Below are 18,617 nucleotides of genomic sequence, written 5' to 3'. Positions count from 1 at the left end.
AATTTTATTAATTGTAGAGACGATCCTCAATCAGTTAATTTCTTGACCGACTTTCAATAAAAGCAACCATACTCAGTTAAGAGTACTGGTTCGCCTCCGATATTAATAAACTTATAAATTAAACTCATACATAAATTCACATTGTGATTTTAGTACGTCTTTTCAAAAAGCAACCCTCACTACCACCCTCAGCTGCATGCTGTTAAATTCACCACTTGGCTATCATCCTGCCAGATTACTTTGTTCAAGCCGTCCTTAACACCCTTCACGTAGTTATCTACATCAGGCTTAGTGGTTGGTCTTAGTTCTCCTTGTTCAATTAGAGCCTGTTTTGGCTTTGTCTGATACTTCTTAGGGGTTGCTCTATAAAATGTCTATCGCTAAGTCAATCGGTCCTGTTATGAGCTCTTTTAGAGCGTACTGACCAACTACCAGCTTTACATATTGCTTAAAGTCCCTAGACTTATCAGGATCATAGAGGACAGTTTTACCTGTCCAAGATTTCCCTGCCCTTGGTCTTCCTTGCGCTACTGGTTCACCTGGTATTTCGAAGAGAATGTTGTTCATGCTCGCATCCTCTCCTGATATTCAAGTTTTTCATCGATAGTCACCTGACGTTTAAGGAACTCTGCCTCTGCTTCCTCATGCTGCAGAGTTATTGAGGATATTTGAACATGAAGTAAAAGAAAGCTTGCATTTAGATAATGACAATCCTTCTTTTGGGGACTTCGCAATAAGATGGAATAAAAACTTTGCAGATGTTGAATTAGAAGCATTACTGCTGAAACCTATTCTTATGCCTGAACAGTTTAATAAAACACTTTGGAAAAAACAAAAACGAATAAAGGAGATTACCACATTTCAAATTGTACAATTTTTCACCCGGGAAAAGGAACAAAGTGCAAATTTAGAAAAGAAATGTAAACTATTGAAGTCAATATTTAAGCATGCGGTTCTTTGGAAAATTATCGATGAACGCAACAATCCAATGCATGGAGTTAGCAAACCAAAAAGTAAAAAAATGAAAGTTGAAACAAATAAATTTTTTGATAAGAACGAAATACCTACCTTATTAAAAGTAATGGAAAATTCACTAGAACATCAATACCTCATATCTGCCTTAGCTTTGTTTAGTGGTCTTAGAAGAGGCGAAGTATTAGCCATCACTCCAGAAGTAATTTATTGGGATACTAATCAGATACATGTAAAAAGACTTACAGTTATCTAAGAAGATGGGATTTCGTCTTAAGTCGACCAAGACAGTTGAGGATTGTTATGTAACTTATCCTAAATATTTAATGGACAAGCTATATTACTATTATCAATTTAAAATAAAGTTACAAGATGAAATGGATAACTTATTGGAAGGGTTTAAAGATGAAGAAGGAAAAGAGGTGTTGCTGCTATTTTCTAATGAATACGGTAAGCCTTATCGACCTGATTCTGTTACCCAGTTTTGAAATAGATTTATTAAAAGGGAGAACCTTCGCCCTGTTTCATTTCATGGTCTTAGGCACTCCTCTGCCTCTTACATATTTAGTGAGGGAGTTAATATGAAGATTATACAAAAACGACTTGGACATAGAGCTATTAAAACTGCTTTAAATATTTATACTCAGATTAATCAGGATGATGATTGAGTTGCCAGCATCACTTTTGGTAAGATGTATACAGAAGAAAAAGACGAAGTTCGGAATCGGTCACACTGGACTAGAAAAAAATAAAAAAACAACTCTTTGCATTAGCAAAGAATCGCTTTATATCAAGGTTTCTAGAGGATGGAACATAGGGGACTTGAACCCCTGACCCCAACACTGCCAGTGTTGTGCTCTCCCAACTGAGCTAATACCCCGTTTTAATTATCTAATAATATTGTAAGGGAAGAAAATAGGAAAGCAACCCCTTTTTGGGAGATTGCAGGTTATGAATTGATGTCCTTAAATCTAGCTGGATGAACGAGTCTAATAAAATTTCCCGAGATGGATAGGCTGATAGCTTATCGCTCATCCAGCAAAAAACTGCCAACTAACTTTTGGACAGAATGAACACTTCGTTTATTTAAGAAAGAACCTTCTTTTCGAAACGATTGATATCCACATCTGCTCCAATGATGATGAGAACGTCATTCAGCTGCATCTTATCTTGTGCCTGTGGAGATACTATAATTTCTTTTCCCCTCTTTACGGCAACTATATTGATGCCATATCTAGCTCGAATATCCAAGTCTACTATAGAGAAGCCAGCAATTTTTTCATTTACTTTGATTTCCATAATAGAATGCTCGTCGGAAAGCTCCAAATAATCCAAAACATTGTTGGACAGGATGTTATGAGCAATTCGTATCCCCATGTCCCGCTCCGGATGGACTACTTGGTCGGCTCCAATTTTACGCAACACCTTCTCATGATAATCATTTTGAGCTTTTACTGTAATCTTCTTTACACCTATTTCTTTTAGCATAAGCGTTGTAAGAATACTAGACTGAATATCGTCTCCTATTGCAACAATAACGTGTTCGAAGTTTCTAATCCCAAGCGATTTTAAGACTGCTTCGTCTGTCGTATCCGCAATCACTGCTTGGGTTGCTATGGAGGCAAATTCATCAACTCTTTCTTGTACCTTATCAATGGCCATAACATCGGCGCCTTGCTCCATTAACTCTTTAACGATACTTCCACCAAAACGTCCTAAACCAATAACAACAAATTCCTTCTGCATAGCTGCGCCTCCTAGAACTAATTGCCATTAGTTTAACACAACAGTGGTTCTACTGCTATCTAGATTTCCATCATTTTTTAAACCCATGCTTTTTATAAAAATTTAAATCTCTTTTACCAAGAGGACAAGTCGCTTTTCTAACATTTGCAGCCCTCTCTCGCCAGCCTGCCTGTGTCGCAGTCGGCCTTTTTTATCAAACAAATAAAAATTTGGTACAAGCTTACACTGGAACATTTCAGATAGCACCAAATCATGATCTAGACAAATAGAGTCGAAAATTCCTGCTGCAGAAGCTGTTGATTTCACTAAGCTTTTACTCGCATCTTCAGGAGACCTAGGCATATGAACAGCAATGACATTAAACTGATTTTCATACTTCTCTTTCCATTTATTTATTAATGGTGGAGCAACCTTACAGGCATCACAGCTAACAGACCAAAAATAGACAAGCAAAGGCTTTGTACCTAATAACTGTCCCTTTGTCCATGAGCCGTTTAACCATTTAGTTGTAATAGGAAACTCCGGTAACTCCTCTCTCAAATTCATCCATATCTCTCCTTTATCCTTCATCCATATTCAGTCTATGCAACTAAGAGATAGTTGCATCTAATAGTTGGAAAATTTTTTTTTTGTATTATCTTTAAAAAGTTGTTAAAGTAAACTTAAAGTTATGTTAAAATAAACTTTGTTTTATGGAAAAGCTCTTTATTTTACAAAAGAGAAGGAGCGTAATTACATGCAAATTGGTAGAAAAATTAAACAGTTAAGACTGAAAAAAGGTCTAACACAGGAAGAACTAGGCGAGAGAACGGACTTAAGCAAGGGTTTCATATCCCAGCTGGAAAGAGACCTAAATTCTCCTTCCATTGAGACACTTTTTTCTATTTTAAATGTTTTAGGTTGTAAGCCTAAGGATTTCTTTGATGATGAACATAGTAGAACTAAGGTGGTTTTCCAAGAAGAGGAGCAAACTGTTTACATAGATGAAGAAAAAAAGTACAAGCTTCACTGGCTTATTTCTGAATCCAATGAAAACGATATGGAGCCAGTATTGATCACTTTTGATAAAGGCGGTCAGTTTAAAGAGTTTGAACCTTCCTTATCTCAAACTTTTATATACGTTTTACAAGGTCGCGTCGAGTTACAACTTGGCAAACAACACTACTTTGCTTCGGCTGGAGAGTCCCTCTATTTTGAAGCGGCAGATCATCATCTTTTGAAAAATGCATCAGATGATATCTCCAAGGTTATTTATGTCGTCACGAATTCTTATTTATGAAAATGGAGGGTTATTATGTCAGAGACACCTATTATTCGCTTTGAAAATGTTACTAAATTTTATGATGAGGACACAACAGTTCTTAAAGACATTAATTTTGAATTAGAGCGTGGAAAGTTTTATACATTGTTAGGCCCATCTGGTTGTGGGAAAACAACTATCCTTCGCTTAATAGCTGGTTTCATGCAGCCTTCAAATGGCAGTATTTATCTTAACGGAAAACTTATTAATAACGTGCCTGCCAACCAACGTCAAGTAAATACGGTGTTTCAGGATTATGCCCTGTTCCCTCACTTAAACGTATTTGAAAATGTGGCATTTGGGCTACGTATTAAAAAATTTGGTAAGAAAGAGATAGAGGATCGAGTGTTAGAGGCGTTAAAATTTGTTAACCTAAACGGCTATGAAAATAGAGAGATAGCAGAGATGTCTGGCGGACAAAGACAACGTGTCGCTATTGCTAGAGCTATTGTCAATGACCCTGAAATTATACTACTAGATGAGCCACTTTCAGCATTAGACTTAAAACTACGATCCGAAATGCAATACGAGCTTCGTGAGCTACAACAACGTCTAGGTAAAACATTTATCTTTGTTACCCACGACCAAGAGGAAGCACTTGCGATGTCGGATGAAATATTTGTCCTAAATGCTGGGAACATTGAACAAAGTGGTACGCCTATGGATATTTACGATGAACCGATTAATCGTTTTGTTGCAGACTTTATTGGTGAGTCTAATATCGTCGAAGGAACAATGGTAGCTGATTTCCGTGTTCGTATCGGTGGCAAGGAATTTGAATGTGTAGACCAAGGTCTAAACCCAAATGAAAAAGTCGATATCGTTATTCGTCCAGAGGATTTAGAAATCACAACGATTGATAAAGGAAAAATGAAAGTTAAAGTAGATACACAATTGTTTAGAGGAGTTCACTATGAACTTTCCACTTATGATGAAGAAGGAAATGAGTGGTTAGTGCATTCAACTAAAAAGGCAGCCGTAGGTGAAATGATTGGCTTGAATTTTGATCCTGAGTCTATTCATGTTATGCGTCTGAATGAAACGGAAGAAGAGTTTGATAAACGCCTAGAGTCTTACGGAGAAGACGCTTATGGAAACTAAAAAAGCTAGGGCACTTTATCTAATACCCTACTATGCTTGGATACTGTTATTTGTAATAGCTCCAATTGCATTAATCGCTTATTATTCCTTCTTCGACTTAAGCGGAAACTTTACTTTAGATAACTATCAAAATTTCTTTACGTCTGTTTATTTAAAACTAACACTTAGCTCTTTCTGGTATGCGTTCCTTATTACTTTGTTCTCATTGTTAATCGCATATCCAACAGCTTATCTTTTGACTAAAACAAAGCATAAGCAATTATGGTTACTTTTAATCATCATTCCATCATGGATAAACCTCTTATTAAAAACATATGCCTTTATTGGTATTTTCGGCTTATATGGCCCAATTAATGCTTTCTTAAATGTATTCGGTATAGGAGAGCAACAAATACTATTTACTGATTTCAGTTTTATTTTCGTTTCGGTATATATTTTTATACCATTTATGATTCTTCCAATCTTTAACTCACTTGATAAGTTAAATCCTTCTCTTATTGATGCAAGTAAAGATTTGGGGGCTTCTGGTTGGACAACCTTTAGAAAGGTTATCTTCCCTTTAACAACAAATGGTGTAAAGGCTGGAGTTCAAGCTGTATTTATTCCCTCTTTATCCCTATTTATGATTACCCGCTTAATCGCTGGTAACAAAGTAATTACTTTAGGAACAGCTATTGAGCAACAATTCCTCGTAACTCAAAATTGGGGAATGGGTTCAACGATTGCTGTATTCTTAATCATTTTCATGGTAATCGTAATGATTATTACAGGGCAAAGAGATAAGGGGGCAACTTCCAATGGGAAACACAAGTAAGGCAGCAAAAATATATTTAGTCCTTATTTTCGTCATTCTTTATGCTCCTATTTTTTATTTGATATTCTATTCATTTAACAGCGGCGGTACGATGAATGAATTTGACTCCTTTACTTGGGAGCATTACGCAGCAGTATTTTCTGATACTCGCTTAATTATGATACTTATAAACACAGTTATAGTCGCATTACTATCGGCTTTAATTTCAACGGCTATTGGAGTTCTAGGTTCCTTAGGAATAGTTTATATTAGAAACAAATCTTTGAGAAATTCGATTTTATCGTTAAATAACGTGTTAATCGTAAGTCCTGACGTTGTCATTGGGGCGTCATTTTTAATTCTATTCACTATGGTGGGCGTTAAGCTAGGTTTTGCCTCTGTGCTTATTTCTCATATTGCTTTTAGTATTCCTATTGTTGTTTTAATGGTACTTCCAAAGCTACAAGAGATGAACAGCTCATTAATCGATGCGGCAGCTGACTTAGGTGCAACTAGAAGAGACATTTTAAGAAGGGTTATCATCCCTTTCATCAAGCCAGGTATTTTCGCAGGTTTCTTTATGGCACTTACTTATTCTTTAGATGATTTTGCAGTGACCTTTTTTGTAACAGGAAATGGTTTTAGTACTCTATCTGTTGAAATATACTCCATGGCTCGAGCTGGAATTACTTTAACAATAAATGCACTTTCAGGTATTATTTTTATCGTAACATTGTTCTTAGTTGTAGGTTACTACTTCATTAGCCAGCGAGGCGGTAAAAACCTGACAGGAATGGGGATACGTAAATGAAGGAAATTGTAAGAGCAGCTGTAGCCATTATAGTTGTATGTATCGTATTATTTATCACAAACGATTATTTAGGAAAAAATGCAAATAATGCCGGTAGTGATACTGTTACTGTCTTTAACTGGGGAGAATACATTGATCCTGAGTTGATAAACCAGTTTGAAGAAGAAACTGGATATCGAGTTGTTTATGAAACATTTGATTCAAACGAAGCAATGATGACTAAAATTGAACAAGGCGGGACTTCTTATGATATAGCTGTCCCTTCAGAGTATGCAATTGAAAAAATGAAGGAAAATGATTTACTCTTGCCAATCGATCCTTCCAAGTTACCAAATTTAAAAAACATTGATCCTTACTTTTTAGATTTACCTTTTGATCCTAAAAATGAGTTTTCTATCCCCTATTTTTGGGGAACAGTAGGAATTGTATATAATCCTTCCCTATTGGAGGGGCAAACATTTGAAAGCTGGGATAATTTGTGGGATCCCTCATTGGAAGGCAAGGTATTATTAGTAGATGGAGCACGTGAGGTCATTGGAATGGGATTAAATAGCCTAGGTTATTCCTTAAACTCTACAGATGAAAATGAGCTTCAAAGTGCTCTTGAAAAGCTTCAAGGCTTGACTCCAAATGTAAAGGCAATTATTGGTGACGAAGTAACGCAGCTGATGGTAAATGAAGAAGCAGCTGTAGCCCTTACTTGGTCTGGACAAGCTGCTGACATGATGTGGGAAAATGAAGAACTAGACTATTCTGTTCCTGAAGAAGGCTCTAATTTATGGTTTGATAATATGGTAATCCCTAAAACCTCAGCAAACGTGGATGGTGCACATGCTTTCATCAACTTCATGTTAGATTCAGAGGTAGCTGCTCAAAATGCAGATTACGTTGGTTATTCCACTCCTAATACTGCAGCGATGGAAATAATGGATGAAGAGGTTATCGCAGACGAGCGTTTCTATCCTACAGAAGAAGCTAGAGATAATTTAGAAGTTTACAAAAATCTTGGTCTCGAAATGCTAGGCCATTACAATGAATTATTCTTGAAATTTAAAATGGGAGATAATTAATTTCAACAACTTAATTATTTCTTCTAGAATAAATAAAAAAAACGTGAAATCTGCAACTTGATTTCGCGTTTTTACTTTTTTATGCAATAGCCAAGCGATGAGGAGATGGAAGACGTGCCCAGAGAAAGCGTCCGTCATAACGGAAAACTACTACATTTTATTTCGAGCATTGTTACGTCTGACCCTCTTTTTTTGAAATTAACTACTTTTTACGCACCTTGTTTTCTAAATATATAACATTATTACTTCGTACAACTTGAAAAACTAAATCATCCTTCGAATTAATCACAGAAGCAGAGGATATTTCCGTTCTATTTTCTTGCGTAAAATAGATACCATAACCATTGTTCTCAGGGTACCCATATAAATAACAAACTACTTTTCCATCCTTTAGAAACACAATTTGGTTCATACCTTCATTTATCGTCTCCCTAATTTTATCCCACTTATATCCAACTGTTTCGTAGATTGTGTCATTTGTTGTATAGGGGTCAAAAGCATAAGCTACATCCCATTCAAATGGCGTTAACTCGTTAAAATTTATATTTTCTACAGATTCCTCTATAGACAAAACTTCTTCTTTCAATAAATTTTCATTACTCTCCCATAAGTCCTCCATGAATAGATCCACTAAAACAAAAATAGATACAATAACAATAGCAACGATTACTACTATTTTTTTTCTCATACAAACAACTACCTCCTCTCACTTATAATCTTTCTACCCAGTAACATTATCCACAATCTTACAAATGATTTTAACATAATTATCCACCACTAATGTCCTTCGAATGGAACCTGTTACAAACAATCATAAATAATCAAACAACCTTTTTTTTACAATGATTTATTATAGGACTAACCCTACTTCGAAAGCGGCCTCTATATATGCTTAAACCTCATATTTCATTAATGCTTTATATTATTATTATTATTATTTATTTTACACAGTACTCTAATTGAAAAAAATTGTATAATTTTTCGGGACACGAAAGTATGTATTAATGAGAAAATATGATATTATCGATAGATGAATAATAGTACGAGAGAAAGCAGGAGTCATTATGACAGAGAAAAGAAATAAATTTGCATTATATATTCTGATGTTCAATATGTTTATTGTAATGTCAGGGATAGGAATTGTTATTCCAGTAATGCCTTCTTATTTAGAAACTTTTGGAGTTGCTGGGCAAGCCTTAGGTTTTATTATCGCATCCTATGCCTTAGGACAATTTATATTTTCCCCATTAGCGGGTGAACTATCTGACAAACATGGAAGAAAAAAAATGATTATTATTGGCTTGATCATCTTCGCTGTTTCACAATTATGGTTTGGGATAGCTACTCAAGAATGGATGCTCTATATTGCAAGATTTATGGGTGGAGTTGGAGGAGCGTTTTTAGTACCTGCAACGATGGCCTTTGTCGCTGACATAACAAGTTATGAAGAACGTGGGAAAGGTATGGGGTTCATTGGAGCTTCCATGTCACTAGGCTTTATGATTGGGCCGGCTATTGGAGGATTTTTAGCAGGAGTTAGTTTATCCTTTCCATTTTACATGGCAGCGGTAGTTTCTTTTCTTTCCGCAATAGTATCCTTGATCATTTTGCCTGATATTAAAAATGTAATAACTGATTTAAATCCAGCTATAAAAAAACGTGAAAATATTCTTTCTCAAATGAAAAGCTCGATTTATACACCTTACTTTATGATGTTATTTATCATTTTTGTATTTTCTTTTGGAATCGCTAACTTCCAGGCAACCTTTTCTTTATATGTAGATCACAAATACGATTATAGTCCGCAAAGAATAGCTGCTATTTTAACGGTAGGTGGATTTGTGGGAGTAGTTATTCAAACAGTTGTCATTGATCGCTTATTTAAACGTTTTGGTGAATTAAACGTTATTCTTGTCAACTTAGTTGTGGGAGCCGTCTCATTAGTTCTATTCTTTTTAGTAGACTCCTTTTGGCTTATCTTATTTTTAGCAACAGTCTTCTCGATTGCTACTACATTGATTAGACCAGCTGTTAATACTATCGTTTCTAAGCTTGCTGGCAATGAGCAGGGGTTTGCTGCTGGTATGAATAATGCTTATATGAGTTTAGGCAATATGATTGGCCCTGCACTTGCTGGTATATTATTTGACGTAAATATTAACATACCATTTTTAGTAGGTGCTGTAATTTTACTTTGCACTTGGGTCATTACACTTGTTTGGGTTAAAAGGAAGAAACCAGTCATTCTATGATAAAAGCGCAACGGAGGATACAAGCCTCTGTTGCGCTTTTTTACGTTTTATCGTTTTTTCTTTTCTCTCACTAGCTTTTCCATATTACTTGACTTTGTTGTAGTGGAAGGGGTAATTACTTTTTTAGGTTTCTTAAATGGTAAAATTAGCTGTTTAAATCCAAATCTCCTGATTGTTATATCGATAAAGAAAAGGATTATCGCTATTAATATTAACATCTGTCTAATAGGCTGTTTTTCGGAGCTAGTGACATCCATATCTCGAAACGCCTCTGCTGGTTCACTTAAAAGTTCTCCACCAGTTCTGTTTGTTATAAGCTGTAGTTTTTGAACATCTGGCTGTTGGACCTTATATTCTTCACTATAGGGAATAGATATTCCAGCTTGATAGACAGCGTCCTGTTCATTGGAAACTCGGAAAAATACAAGTCCTGGCTCGCTCTCAACCGTGACACGTGATTTTCCAGGCGCCAATGGTTCTGAACTTACTTCTAGCTCTTCCCCTTTTTCATTGACCGCTGCCACTTCTATAAAGGATGATTTTCCAGATGGGTCTGTTACCGTATAGCTTCCATCACTTGCTTTTTGAATCGTATATGGCACTTCACTATAGGATGGGAGCATTCTAGAGACTGCTGTGTTCCAAAAATCTCCCCAATTATTCCAACGAGCAAAATCACCACTCCAGGCACCAGTAGAATCAGAAGTAAAGGCAAGTGTTCTTCCCAAACCATACATCCATTCAGCTAAAACTGGATCTTCCTTCTCACTTTGTGCAATAACATTTGTAGTTTGTTTTGCAGTGGTTGCAATATATGCATTCATCTGTGGAACTCCTTCCACAAACAAACTAGACCAGGTCGGGTCTCCATAAATAGTAGGATAAAACGGATTATCCTCTATATAGGTTCTGGAGATGATCGCCGTTTCAGTAGACATAATCGCTGGAATGGTAGATTCATCCTGTACTTCATAAAATGTTCCGCCTCCCATTTCAGCAAGGCTTTCTAATAAAGCACGATCTGCATCCTGACCAACCGCTACAGTGGAAACAGTTATATTGTTCTCTTTTCCATCTTCTATTAAAGTTTGATAGTCATTAGAAGAGCTTGATTGGCCATCTGTCAGTAAGATGATATGTTTTCGTTGTAGCTTCAATGGTTGTAACTGCTCGTATGCTTGCGCAAGGCTTGAATATATCTCAGTTCCTCCCCCGGCGCCTACAGAAAGGATCTTTTCAACCGCGTCTTCCCTGTCTGTAAGTGGCTCTGTCTCAATGATTTGCCATGGTCGATCATCAAAGGCTATGAAGCCTAAATAATCATCGTCTCTTAGCATTTCTACCGAACGAGCAGCTGCCTCTTTTGCATACTCCATTTTAGAGCCAGCCATACTTCCTGACCTATCCATCACTATAATAAGTCCTAAGGAAGGTAATTGTTGCTTCCCCTTCACTTCCATCTCAACGGGTAATAACTTTTCTATAGGTGTTTTAAAATATCCACCTAGTCCAAAGCTATTTTGTCCACCAACCATCATAAATCCAGTACCGAAATTTTTGACTGCCTGTTCGATGACGTTCATTTTTTGCTCTCCAACAAGATGCCCTGGAACATTATCAAAAATAATTGCATCATAGGCTAGATAATTTGATAAATCATATGGTAAGGAACTTGCAGAGATAACATCTGTAGTAATTGCCTCTTGGTCAATTACTTGAGTAATATTAGTTGTAGCATCCTCATTGGTGACAATCAGCAATCTTGGAGAGCTCTCTACATTCGTAACACTCGTAAGCTTATTATTCTCGATTAGGGCATCCCCTTGAACTATCACCTGTACGTCATATTTCAATAGACCTTCACCCTTAGACGTGTTCCGGAATGTAAAACTATTGGAGCCCTGTTCCAAGGATACTTGTTCTCTAGATAATAATTCATCGTTTTGATAAAGTAATAGCTCTGCATTAGTTGCCTTGGTAGCCTCTAACTCCACATTTAGCTGCTGTTGTTCTCCTTCAAAGGCTACAGGTGGAGTCTCAAAAGTAGTAATCGCTACATCCTCCGATGATATTCTCTCAAGCTCCACCACATCAACAGTTACATTACTACCTGTCATTTTCATGAGTTCGTCTGCCACCGATCCACTTGTTTCAATTCCATCGGTAAAGAGAACAATTCGTGTAGCTTTGTTGGGATCAATTATTCCAGTAGATAATTGCAATGCTTTAGCTATATCTGTATTACCAGGTAAATCCATTGGACTCAATACAGGAAGCTTTATATCCTCATTCGTTAATGCTATCTCTGACTGAAAATTTTCAGCGAAAGAATAAACTCCAACTAGATGCTTGTCTGTTTGAGCATCTAAGCTTTTTTCAATCCACTCAGAAACCTGTTGTTCCGTACCTTGAACGGAGGCAGAACGATCAATAAGGAAAACTACCTGTTCCTCTTTGATCGGCATTAATAGATAAGGATTCGTAAGACCAAGTATTAAACAAAGAATAGCAAGCAAGCGAATAAAGAACACTACAAGACCTTCCTTCTTCCAGTGCTTTCTGTCTTTATTCCAAATCCATATAAAATAAATAAGAATAGGTAGTGATATTAATAGCAATAGTGGTTGATCAACTCGTAAATCCACGACGTCTTTGCACCTCCCACTCGATAACAAACAACAAGAGCAATACAACAATTAAAAATGGAACTAGCGAAAATTGTTCATGATTCTCGGATTGCTTATCTGTTTTCTGAGCTCCAATGGAATAAGAAGCTCCTTTGGAAATTTCTTTTTCTTTTTGTGATAACGCTACCGTAAAGTATTTTTCTTTTTCACCTGAACGTATGACATACACACCGGGCTCCTTTGGTGCCATAAAGGATCCTCCATTTTCAATAGAATATAAATAAGAATCCTCCATCGTATATATTTCCCATTCGTTCGTTGTACTGCCTAATGATTGAGGTTTTCTTTCATTTGGAGTAAATGTTCCTAAATATAGATTACTATTGGATAGCTGTTCTTTTACGCTCCACATAAATAATGGAAAGGAAGGACTTAATGGCCAATCAGTCATTTGTATATCGGAAAGCACGACTACATCGCCTTTGGGTGATACCTGTATAAAGGGCTTATTATCGACTGTTGCAATTGTAGAATAGCCATCTACTCCTGGGTATACACTGCTCACATAAATGTCCGATAAATCAGCAAAAGAAAATAACGGGTGCTCCACAGTTTGAACATTACCGTTCACTTCGATTGGCGTCACATCATTTCTTCCAATAAATAAGGCTGGTCTTTCCATTTGATTTATCAAACCAAACTGATTGGTAGCGAGAATACCTTCTTCTTTTACTAAGCTTACCTGCTCTGATGGTATACTGCTCATTTCAATCCCTAGTGATTGAAATGCTGTACGAACCAATGTATGTAGCGAGCTATCTATGTAAATCTTAGAAAGCTGGTCTTGCATAAATACAACCATTTCATTATCTAGGAGATAATCATCAGAAACATCAATAGTAGCTTTAAGAAAGCTTGCCTCCTCCAACTCATTAAAAGAAAGAGTCACCGTTTCTCTAGGTGGCAAAATAACCGCTTCTTTTATAACATCCTTCTCTCCATTTGATACTTTTAAAGAGACATTTTGTTCTTCGTTCGTTTGATTGTCAATTTGGACCAATGCTGAAGTTCCGTTTTTCATCTTAGTAGCCCCAAAACGTTTAATGGATATATTATCCACTTCTACTGGCTGTCCAATAACATTCCAACTGACATTTTCATAGTGCAGTGGTAATGTCTGTCGATCAAGCATGTCCGTGAATACATAAACGGAAGTATCTTTCGTTTGAAAAAAAGATTGAGCAAAATCTAGTGTTTTGGAAAATGCCTCATCATCATATGTCACTTCTAATTTATTTATTTCATTTTTTATATGATTTATATTTGTTTCTTGTTTTAATACAGCAGTTGGTTCATTTCCTGTAGTAATAAGGGTGAATGGCTTACCAGATAACTGCTCAATCATATCAAGCATTTCTTGTTTATGAAGGTCAAATAAATTAGCATTATTAATATTTACTTCCATACTAGCGGATGTATCTAAGACAAAGATAACCTGCTCTCCCGCAAGTGCTTCTTTTTTCCAATAAGGCTGAATCAGTGCAAGAACAAGTAAAATCATTGCTAACATCTGAAGATAAAATAAGGCGTTTTTTTGAAGGTGCTGTAAATAAGGAGAGGCTCTCGTTTCTTTCATTACTTCCTCCCAAAAAAGCGTAGATGAAACGGATTGTTTCTTGTATTTTTTTCGGAAGAAATAATAAAGGAGAACAACTACTGGAAATATTGCTGTCCATAAATATGGTAATTGACTAAAACCCAAATGTACTCACCTCACTGCACCCAATTTGCTCTTAGTAATTGATGAAATAGGACATGAGAAATGCCCTCATCTGCATTGACCTGTATTAGTTTGATACCGAATTTACTACATAACTTTTCCAAAGCAAGTTGATGCAGCTTTCTTTCCTCATTGTAAGAATCTATTACTCTGGAAGACATAGATATATTTAATTGTTGAGCGGTTTCTACATCCTCCAACTGCATGTCACCAGAAAAAGAAGGGGTTAACTCATCATTCGTAACAATTTGTAACAGTCGTATATCACCCGCAAAGCGAGGTAGTTTTTGTATAAGAGTTCTTAAATGCTCTATGTCCTCCAAGCAATCCGTAATAAGGAATAATACAGTACTGTCTTTTGGCAGAAAGGAGATTGCATTTTTAGCAAAGGAATCTGCCATGGAGGGCGGATTCAAATCGGTTATTACTTGTGCAAAAGCTTTACGGTAGGTTGCCCCTTTTCTTCTAAAAGGAGGAACTTTTTCATTTGAAACCATGGAAAAGGTAAGTCGATCATCTCTTTGAAGTACAAGGATACCTAGGGAAGCTGCTAATTGCCTAGCAAAATTCCACTTTACTTTTTCTCCCATCGATTTTGAGGAGTCTAGTAGAATATGTACTCTCATTTCCTGTTCATCTAAAAAACGTTTGATAAAATACTTATCTGTTCTAGCATAAACATTCCAGTCAATTTGACGAACATCATCTCCAGGCGTGTATTCCCTGAAATCAGAGAAGTCTAGAGAAGCGCCGAATCTTTGGGAGCGATGAGACCCTTTATGCTGTCCACGTAGTTTAGATTTGGTTGCTATAGACAATCGACTTAGTTTTCCAGCCCAATCTTTTGGGATCAAGTAATCCTTACTCATACACTTTGTCCTTGCTTCACTGTTTGTAAAATAATTTCTATTAAATCATCCGTACTTTTACCTTCTGCTTCCCCCTCATAGTTAAGCAACAAACGATGTCTTAGTACAGGCTTTACTACGGTTTTAATATCTGCTATCGAAACGTGATAACGTCCTGAAACCAAGGCTCTTGCTTTTGCTAGTTTAATAAGGCTTTGCAAACCACGAGGGCCGCTTCCATATTGAACATATTGCTGAACTTCTGGGACGACAGAAGATTCCGGGTGAGTAGCTGCAATAAGATCAACTGCATACTCTAACATGTCATCCGCAATCAATACTTCCTTAACCATTTGTTGAGCAATAATCAGATCTTCTGCATTCATTACTTTGTTCAAACGAATGTCTTGGCTTCCCGTAGTTCTCTTTGTAATTTCTATTAACTCTTCTTTAGTTGGATAGGAAACAATTATCTTACATAAAAATCGGTCCATTTGTGCTTCTGGCAATGGATAAGTCCCTTCCATTTCAATTGGATTTTGTGTTGCTAATACAAAAAATGGTCGATCCATCTTCTTTGTGTCTCCGAGGACCGTAACAGTTTTCTCTCCCATCGCCTCTAAGAGGGCACTTTGAGTTTTAGGAGTTGCACGATTTATTTCATCTGCCAAAACCATCTGACTGAATATAGGTCCTTTTTGAAAACTAAATTGTTGTTTACCACTCTCTAATCGTTCAATCATACTAGTCCCGGTAATATCGGATGGCATGAGGTCAGGGGTAAACTGAATACGTGAAAAGGAAAGGTCAAGTACCTCAGAAACTGTACGGATAAGCATAGTCTTCCCAAGTCCTGGCAATCCCTCTAAAAGTGCATGGCCATCTGCTAAAACACAATAAATAGAAAATTCTACTGCCTCTTTTTGGCCAACAATAAAGTGACCAATTTCCTGGCGAACCGTTTCTAAACGTTTACTCATATTGATATAGTCTTCAGTTGTTAACTCCATAGTTTCCTCCATTAATCGTTATTTTCTACGGATGAGAAATAATCCTGAACAATCCTCTGCAAATCACTAGGCAACTGCATTCTGTCCGAACTCTTTAAATAGGAGTCCATGTATTCATTGATGACTTCCTCGTAAGATTTAACCGTACCTCTAGTTGTCGGCGCTTCTGCGGGTTCTTCACTAGAAGAGTCACCCTCGCCAAGGCTTCCACTGTCAACACTCGTATCTCCAGTACCACCTATTCTAGATGGAATAGAAAGGAGGTCCCTTCCTCCAGAACCCTTACCAGCTCCTTGCCCTCCTGAACCTTGACCCTGTCCTTGTCCTTGCCCTTGACCCTGACCTTGACCCTGGCCTTGGCCTTGACCCTGTCCTTGTCCTTGCCCTTGACCCTGACCTTGGCCTTGACCCTGTCCTTGTCCTTGACCCTGTCCTTGTCCTTGGCCTTGACCTTGCTGTCCTTGGCCTTGTTGTCCTTGGCCTTGCTGTCCTTGGCCTTGCTGTCCTTGGCCTTGCTGGTTGTTGTTACTGTTACTGTTACTGTTATTATTTGAATTTGTATTACCTTGAGCTATATTGTTCGAGGAAAATGGAAGCTTTTTCCCCATTTTACTTAGAGTAGAGTGAGCAGATGCTGAACTTTTTGCCAATGCGCTATTAGACTCCTTTAAGGAAGCAAGCTCTTTTAGCTCTTCCTCATTCAATGCGGAGCCCTCTGATCCATCTGAGTTAGCCATATCTTTCTTTTCCTCTAATTTTTGTTCCTTAAGAGCAAGCTCCTTTTGTTTTTTTATAAGCTCTCTCAATGCTTCTTCAGCAAGTTCTGTATCCTTCAATGATTCCCTTAATTCCTCTAAATCTTTTTTTACTGCTTTAGATAAATCTTTTTTCTCTAGTTTCTCTACTTCCTTCTTTATTTCACTTATTATTTGTTTTTCTTGTTCAATATCTTTTGCCTCTAATTGAGTAATCGCTGGAAAGGTGTATAACAAAAGAATCGCTGCACATGAGATTACAAACCCGACCATCCATTTTACTTCAAAATAATTCTTTTTTCTTTTTTTAAATGCCTCAAAAGCTGCTCCCCCACTAGTTTCAGCTTTGCGCAAAATACCTTGAGCGAGGGGGTTTTTATTGTGCATAAATGACACGGCAGTCATTAGAACATTATCTGGGAAATATGCATCTAACTGTTGAAGAGCAATTTCTTTCTTCGGCCTTTTCCAAAATGCCCATCCTAATAAAGTGACAAAAACAATAATGGCTAATGACCAGGCATAAATTGTGTAATATGGTAAGACAAATAAGCGAGAAATTAGTAAAATCACAGCAACAGAAAGAAATGCGTAAAATAGTGCTCCTTGGAGCATTTTAAAATAGTGCTCAATTGCTAGGCTATATCTAGCTTTTTTAATCCACTGAATCAATCTGTTTCTGTCCTCCATTTACAATCCTCCTCACTTAGATTTTTTCATATTAACTCGTAACTTTTTGACTGCTATAAAGATTGTTAGAACCGTTAGTAAAACGTAAAAAATAGCATATCCCGCCCATATCGGAAAATCTATATTCGTTGTTTGGCCGATAAAGCTCTCCGAACTGGACATTGTTAAATTTAACATAAGGACAACCGGATTAATCGTTGCAAAAAAATGAGCTATTGGCTGAGGAGTAGTTGCAAGTGCTCCCGTAGCCATACTGTTCATACCAGTAAGGACTAGATAAATAAATCCAGTTACCCCAGCTAAAAAAATCATTGTCCCGTAGGTAGCAATCATAGAAACAATCGTCTTCCTAATAATTGTGGAATACATAATGCCTATACCGCCAATTGCCATCATGGTTAAGAAAAAGAATAAAAAGATTAGCCCAAGCTGTCCTGGTGATACCCCACCAAAAAGGAACACAAAGCTATATACAGGTAAGCCTGCCACTAACAATAACAATAAGAAAGCAATGGATGAAGAAAGCTTTCCTATAATAATTTGAAAAGAAGTTTGAGACGTTGTTAACAATATATTCAAGGTTTGTTTCTCACGCTCTGAGCTAATTGCTCCAGCTGTTAGACCAGGTGTGATGAAAAGAATAAGACCGAGCTGAATATAGGTAAGCATCACAAACATAAAGAAGCTTTCTTCTGGTCTAAAATATCCTGTGCCTGTAAAAGATGTTGTTAATAGTATAAAACCAAACACAAAAATAGACATGGCAATAAGATAAAACAAAATACCTGTGAAGCTTTTCAGAGAGCGAAAGCGAAGTTTTATCTCTTTGATAAGTACTGGATTATTTAAAGCTTGTTTCAAC

At 36.9% G+C, this 18,617-nt stretch carries 17 protein-coding genes, 1 tRNA gene and 1 pseudogene; 8 read left to right on the top strand and 11 right to left on the bottom strand.

Annotation, left to right across the window (positions count from 1 at the left end):
• Positions 1 to 188 precede the first annotated feature (188 nt).
• A pseudogene (locus NSQ95_RS05575) lies at positions 189 to 567 on the bottom strand (RusA family crossover junction endodeoxyribonuclease).
• A gap of 91 nt (positions 568 to 658) precedes the next feature.
• Here NSQ95_RS05575 and NSQ95_RS05570 point away from each other — a divergent pair.
• Together NSQ95_RS05570 and NSQ95_RS05565 are read left to right on the top strand one after the other, a co-directional pair.
• Positions 659 to 1,228: a hypothetical protein gene (locus NSQ95_RS05570; RefSeq protein ID WP_340884426.1), complete on the top strand. Its 570-nt coding sequence runs from the start codon at positions 659 to 661 to the stop codon at positions 1,226 to 1,228.
• A 4-nt stretch (positions 1,229 to 1,232) separates the two neighbouring features.
• Entirely contained in the window at positions 1,233 to 1,460 is a 228-nt protein-coding gene (locus tag NSQ95_RS05565; RefSeq protein ID WP_340884428.1) for a hypothetical protein, read from the top strand.
• Between the two features lie 319 nt (positions 1,461 to 1,779).
• Here NSQ95_RS05565 and NSQ95_RS05560 read toward each other — a convergent pair.
• From NSQ95_RS05560 to NSQ95_RS05550, 3 genes are all read right to left on the bottom strand, one after another.
• Positions 1,780 to 1,852, bottom strand: a tRNA-Ala gene (locus tag NSQ95_RS05560).
• 206 nt (positions 1,853 to 2,058) lie between these two features.
• On the bottom strand, positions 2,059 to 2,718 hold the full coding sequence (locus NSQ95_RS05555; RefSeq protein ID WP_169358918.1) for a TrkA family potassium uptake protein: 660 nt from the start codon (positions 2,716 to 2,718) through the stop codon (positions 2,059 to 2,061).
• Between the two features lie 102 nt (positions 2,719 to 2,820).
• Positions 2,821 to 3,264, bottom strand: coding sequence for a TlpA disulfide reductase family protein (locus tag NSQ95_RS05550; protein ID WP_340884433.1), 444 nt, complete (start codon positions 3,262 to 3,264; stop codon positions 2,821 to 2,823).
• Between the two features lie 190 nt (positions 3,265 to 3,454).
• On the opposite strand from NSQ95_RS05550, the gene NSQ95_RS05545 reads away from it, so the two are divergent.
• Genes NSQ95_RS05545 through NSQ95_RS05525 form a run of 5 tightly spaced genes read left to right on the top strand, consistent with a single transcriptional unit; the run spans position 3,455 to position 7,793 of the window.
• A complete protein-coding gene (locus NSQ95_RS05545; RefSeq protein WP_169358916.1) occupies positions 3,455 to 3,997 on the top strand; it encodes an XRE family transcriptional regulator in 543 nt (180 codons plus the stop codon).
• Positions 3,998 to 4,012: 15 nt separating this feature from the next.
• On the top strand, positions 4,013 to 5,119 hold the full coding sequence (locus NSQ95_RS05540) for an ABC transporter ATP-binding protein (protein ID WP_340884439.1): 1,107 nt from the start codon (positions 4,013 to 4,015) through the stop codon (positions 5,117 to 5,119).
• Positions 5,109 to 5,933: an ABC transporter permease gene (locus tag NSQ95_RS05535; RefSeq protein ID WP_169358914.1), complete on the top strand. Its 825-nt coding sequence runs from the start codon at positions 5,109 to 5,111 to the stop codon at positions 5,931 to 5,933. Before NSQ95_RS05540 ends, NSQ95_RS05535 begins: the two co-directional genes overlap by 11 nt.
• The gene (locus NSQ95_RS05530) at positions 5,917 to 6,723 is read left to right on the top strand and encodes an ABC transporter permease (RefSeq protein WP_169358913.1); all 807 of its coding nucleotides are present in this window, start codon (positions 5,917 to 5,919) and stop codon (positions 6,721 to 6,723) included. Before NSQ95_RS05535 ends, NSQ95_RS05530 begins: the two co-directional genes overlap by 17 nt.
• Entirely contained in the window at positions 6,720 to 7,793 is a 1,074-nt protein-coding gene (locus NSQ95_RS05525; RefSeq protein ID WP_342560459.1) for an ABC transporter substrate-binding protein, read from the top strand. Before NSQ95_RS05530 ends, NSQ95_RS05525 begins: the two co-directional genes overlap by 4 nt.
• A gap of 202 nt (positions 7,794 to 7,995) precedes the next feature.
• On the opposite strand, the gene NSQ95_RS05520 is transcribed toward NSQ95_RS05525, so the two are convergent.
• Positions 7,996 to 8,481 (bottom strand): hypothetical protein, encoded by a 486-nt coding sequence (locus tag NSQ95_RS05520; protein WP_342560458.1) that lies wholly within the window; start codon positions 8,479 to 8,481, stop codon positions 7,996 to 7,998.
• Positions 8,482 to 8,857: 376 nt separating this feature from the next.
• Between NSQ95_RS05520 and NSQ95_RS05515 the strand changes: the two genes are divergently transcribed.
• On the top strand, positions 8,858 to 10,045 hold the full coding sequence (locus NSQ95_RS05515) for an MFS transporter (RefSeq protein WP_340884450.1): 1,188 nt from the start codon (positions 8,858 to 8,860) through the stop codon (positions 10,043 to 10,045).
• A 47-nt stretch (positions 10,046 to 10,092) separates the two neighbouring features.
• Here NSQ95_RS05515 and NSQ95_RS05510 read toward each other — a convergent pair whose 3' ends face one another.
• Genes NSQ95_RS05510 through NSQ95_RS05485 form a run of 6 tightly spaced genes read right to left on the bottom strand, consistent with a single transcriptional unit; the run spans position 10,093 to position 18,616 of the window.
• Positions 10,093 to 12,690 (bottom strand): VWA domain-containing protein, encoded by a 2,598-nt coding sequence (locus NSQ95_RS05510; protein WP_342560457.1) that lies wholly within the window; start codon positions 12,688 to 12,690, stop codon positions 10,093 to 10,095.
• Positions 12,674 to 14,434: a BatA and WFA domain-containing protein gene (locus tag NSQ95_RS05505; protein WP_342560456.1), complete on the bottom strand. Its 1,761-nt coding sequence runs from the start codon at positions 14,432 to 14,434 to the stop codon at positions 12,674 to 12,676. The genes NSQ95_RS05510 and NSQ95_RS05505 overlap by 17 nt, the downstream gene beginning before the upstream one ends.
• A gap of 11 nt (positions 14,435 to 14,445) precedes the next feature.
• Complete coding sequence (locus NSQ95_RS05500) at positions 14,446 to 15,321, bottom strand: DUF58 domain-containing protein (RefSeq protein ID WP_342560455.1); 876 nt, start codon at positions 15,319 to 15,321, stop codon at positions 14,446 to 14,448.
• Entirely contained in the window at positions 15,318 to 16,310 is a 993-nt protein-coding gene (locus NSQ95_RS05495; RefSeq protein WP_342560454.1) for a MoxR family ATPase, read from the bottom strand. The genes NSQ95_RS05500 and NSQ95_RS05495 overlap by 4 nt, the downstream gene beginning before the upstream one ends.
• A gap of 11 nt (positions 16,311 to 16,321) precedes the next feature.
• The gene (locus NSQ95_RS05490) at positions 16,322 to 17,755 is read right to left on the bottom strand and encodes a hypothetical protein (protein WP_342560453.1); all 1,434 of its coding nucleotides are present in this window, start codon (positions 17,753 to 17,755) and stop codon (positions 16,322 to 16,324) included.
• 12 nt (positions 17,756 to 17,767) lie between these two features.
• Positions 17,768 to 18,616 (bottom strand): ABC transporter permease, encoded by an 849-nt coding sequence (locus tag NSQ95_RS05485; RefSeq protein WP_340884463.1) that lies wholly within the window; start codon positions 18,614 to 18,616, stop codon positions 17,768 to 17,770.
• Position 18,617 lies beyond the last annotated feature (1 nt).

Source organism: Psychrobacillus sp. FSL W7-1457 (assembly GCF_038593405.1).
Lineage (GTDB): Bacteria > Bacillota > Bacilli > Bacillales_A > Planococcaceae > Psychrobacillus.
Note: the sequence above shows the minus strand (reverse complement) of the source record. Positions and strands in the feature narration are given on the sequence as shown.

Bases quoted from the DNA above. Each gene is read 5' to 3' on its own strand.
- NSQ95_RS05495 (WP_342560454.1), bottom strand. From the start codon at position 16,310: ATGGAGTTAACAACTGAAGACTATATCAATATGAGTAAACGTTTAGAA.
- NSQ95_RS05515 (WP_340884450.1), top strand. From the start codon at position 8,858: ATGACAGAGAAAAGAAATAAATTTGCATTATATATTCTGATGTTCAAT.
- NSQ95_RS05500 (WP_342560455.1), bottom strand. From the start codon at position 15,321: ATGAGTAAGGATTACTTGATCCCAAAAGATTGGGCTGGAAAACTAAGT.
- NSQ95_RS05565 (WP_340884428.1), top strand. From the start codon at position 1,233: ATGGGATTTCGTCTTAAGTCGACCAAGACAGTTGAGGATTGTTATGTA.
- NSQ95_RS05535 (WP_169358914.1), top strand. From the start codon at position 5,109: ATGGAAACTAAAAAAGCTAGGGCACTTTATCTAATACCCTACTATGCT.
- NSQ95_RS05520 (WP_342560458.1), bottom strand. From the start codon at position 8,481: ATGAGAAAAAAAATAGTAGTAATCGTTGCTATTGTTATTGTATCTATT.
- NSQ95_RS05545 (WP_169358916.1), top strand. From the start codon at position 3,455: ATGCAAATTGGTAGAAAAATTAAACAGTTAAGACTGAAAAAAGGTCTA.
- NSQ95_RS05525 (WP_342560459.1), top strand. From the start codon at position 6,720: ATGAAGGAAATTGTAAGAGCAGCTGTAGCCATTATAGTTGTATGTATC.
- NSQ95_RS05550 (WP_340884433.1), bottom strand. From the start codon at position 3,264: ATGAATTTGAGAGAGGAGTTACCGGAGTTTCCTATTACAACTAAATGG.
- NSQ95_RS05555 (WP_169358918.1), bottom strand. From the start codon at position 2,718: ATGCAGAAGGAATTTGTTGTTATTGGTTTAGGACGTTTTGGTGGAAGT.
- NSQ95_RS05490 (WP_342560453.1), bottom strand. From the start codon at position 17,755: ATGGAGGACAGAAACAGATTGATTCAGTGGATTAAAAAAGCTAGATAT.
- NSQ95_RS05540 (WP_340884439.1), top strand. From the start codon at position 4,013: ATGTCAGAGACACCTATTATTCGCTTTGAAAATGTTACTAAATTTTAT.
- NSQ95_RS05530 (WP_169358913.1), top strand. From the start codon at position 5,917: ATGGGAAACACAAGTAAGGCAGCAAAAATATATTTAGTCCTTATTTTC.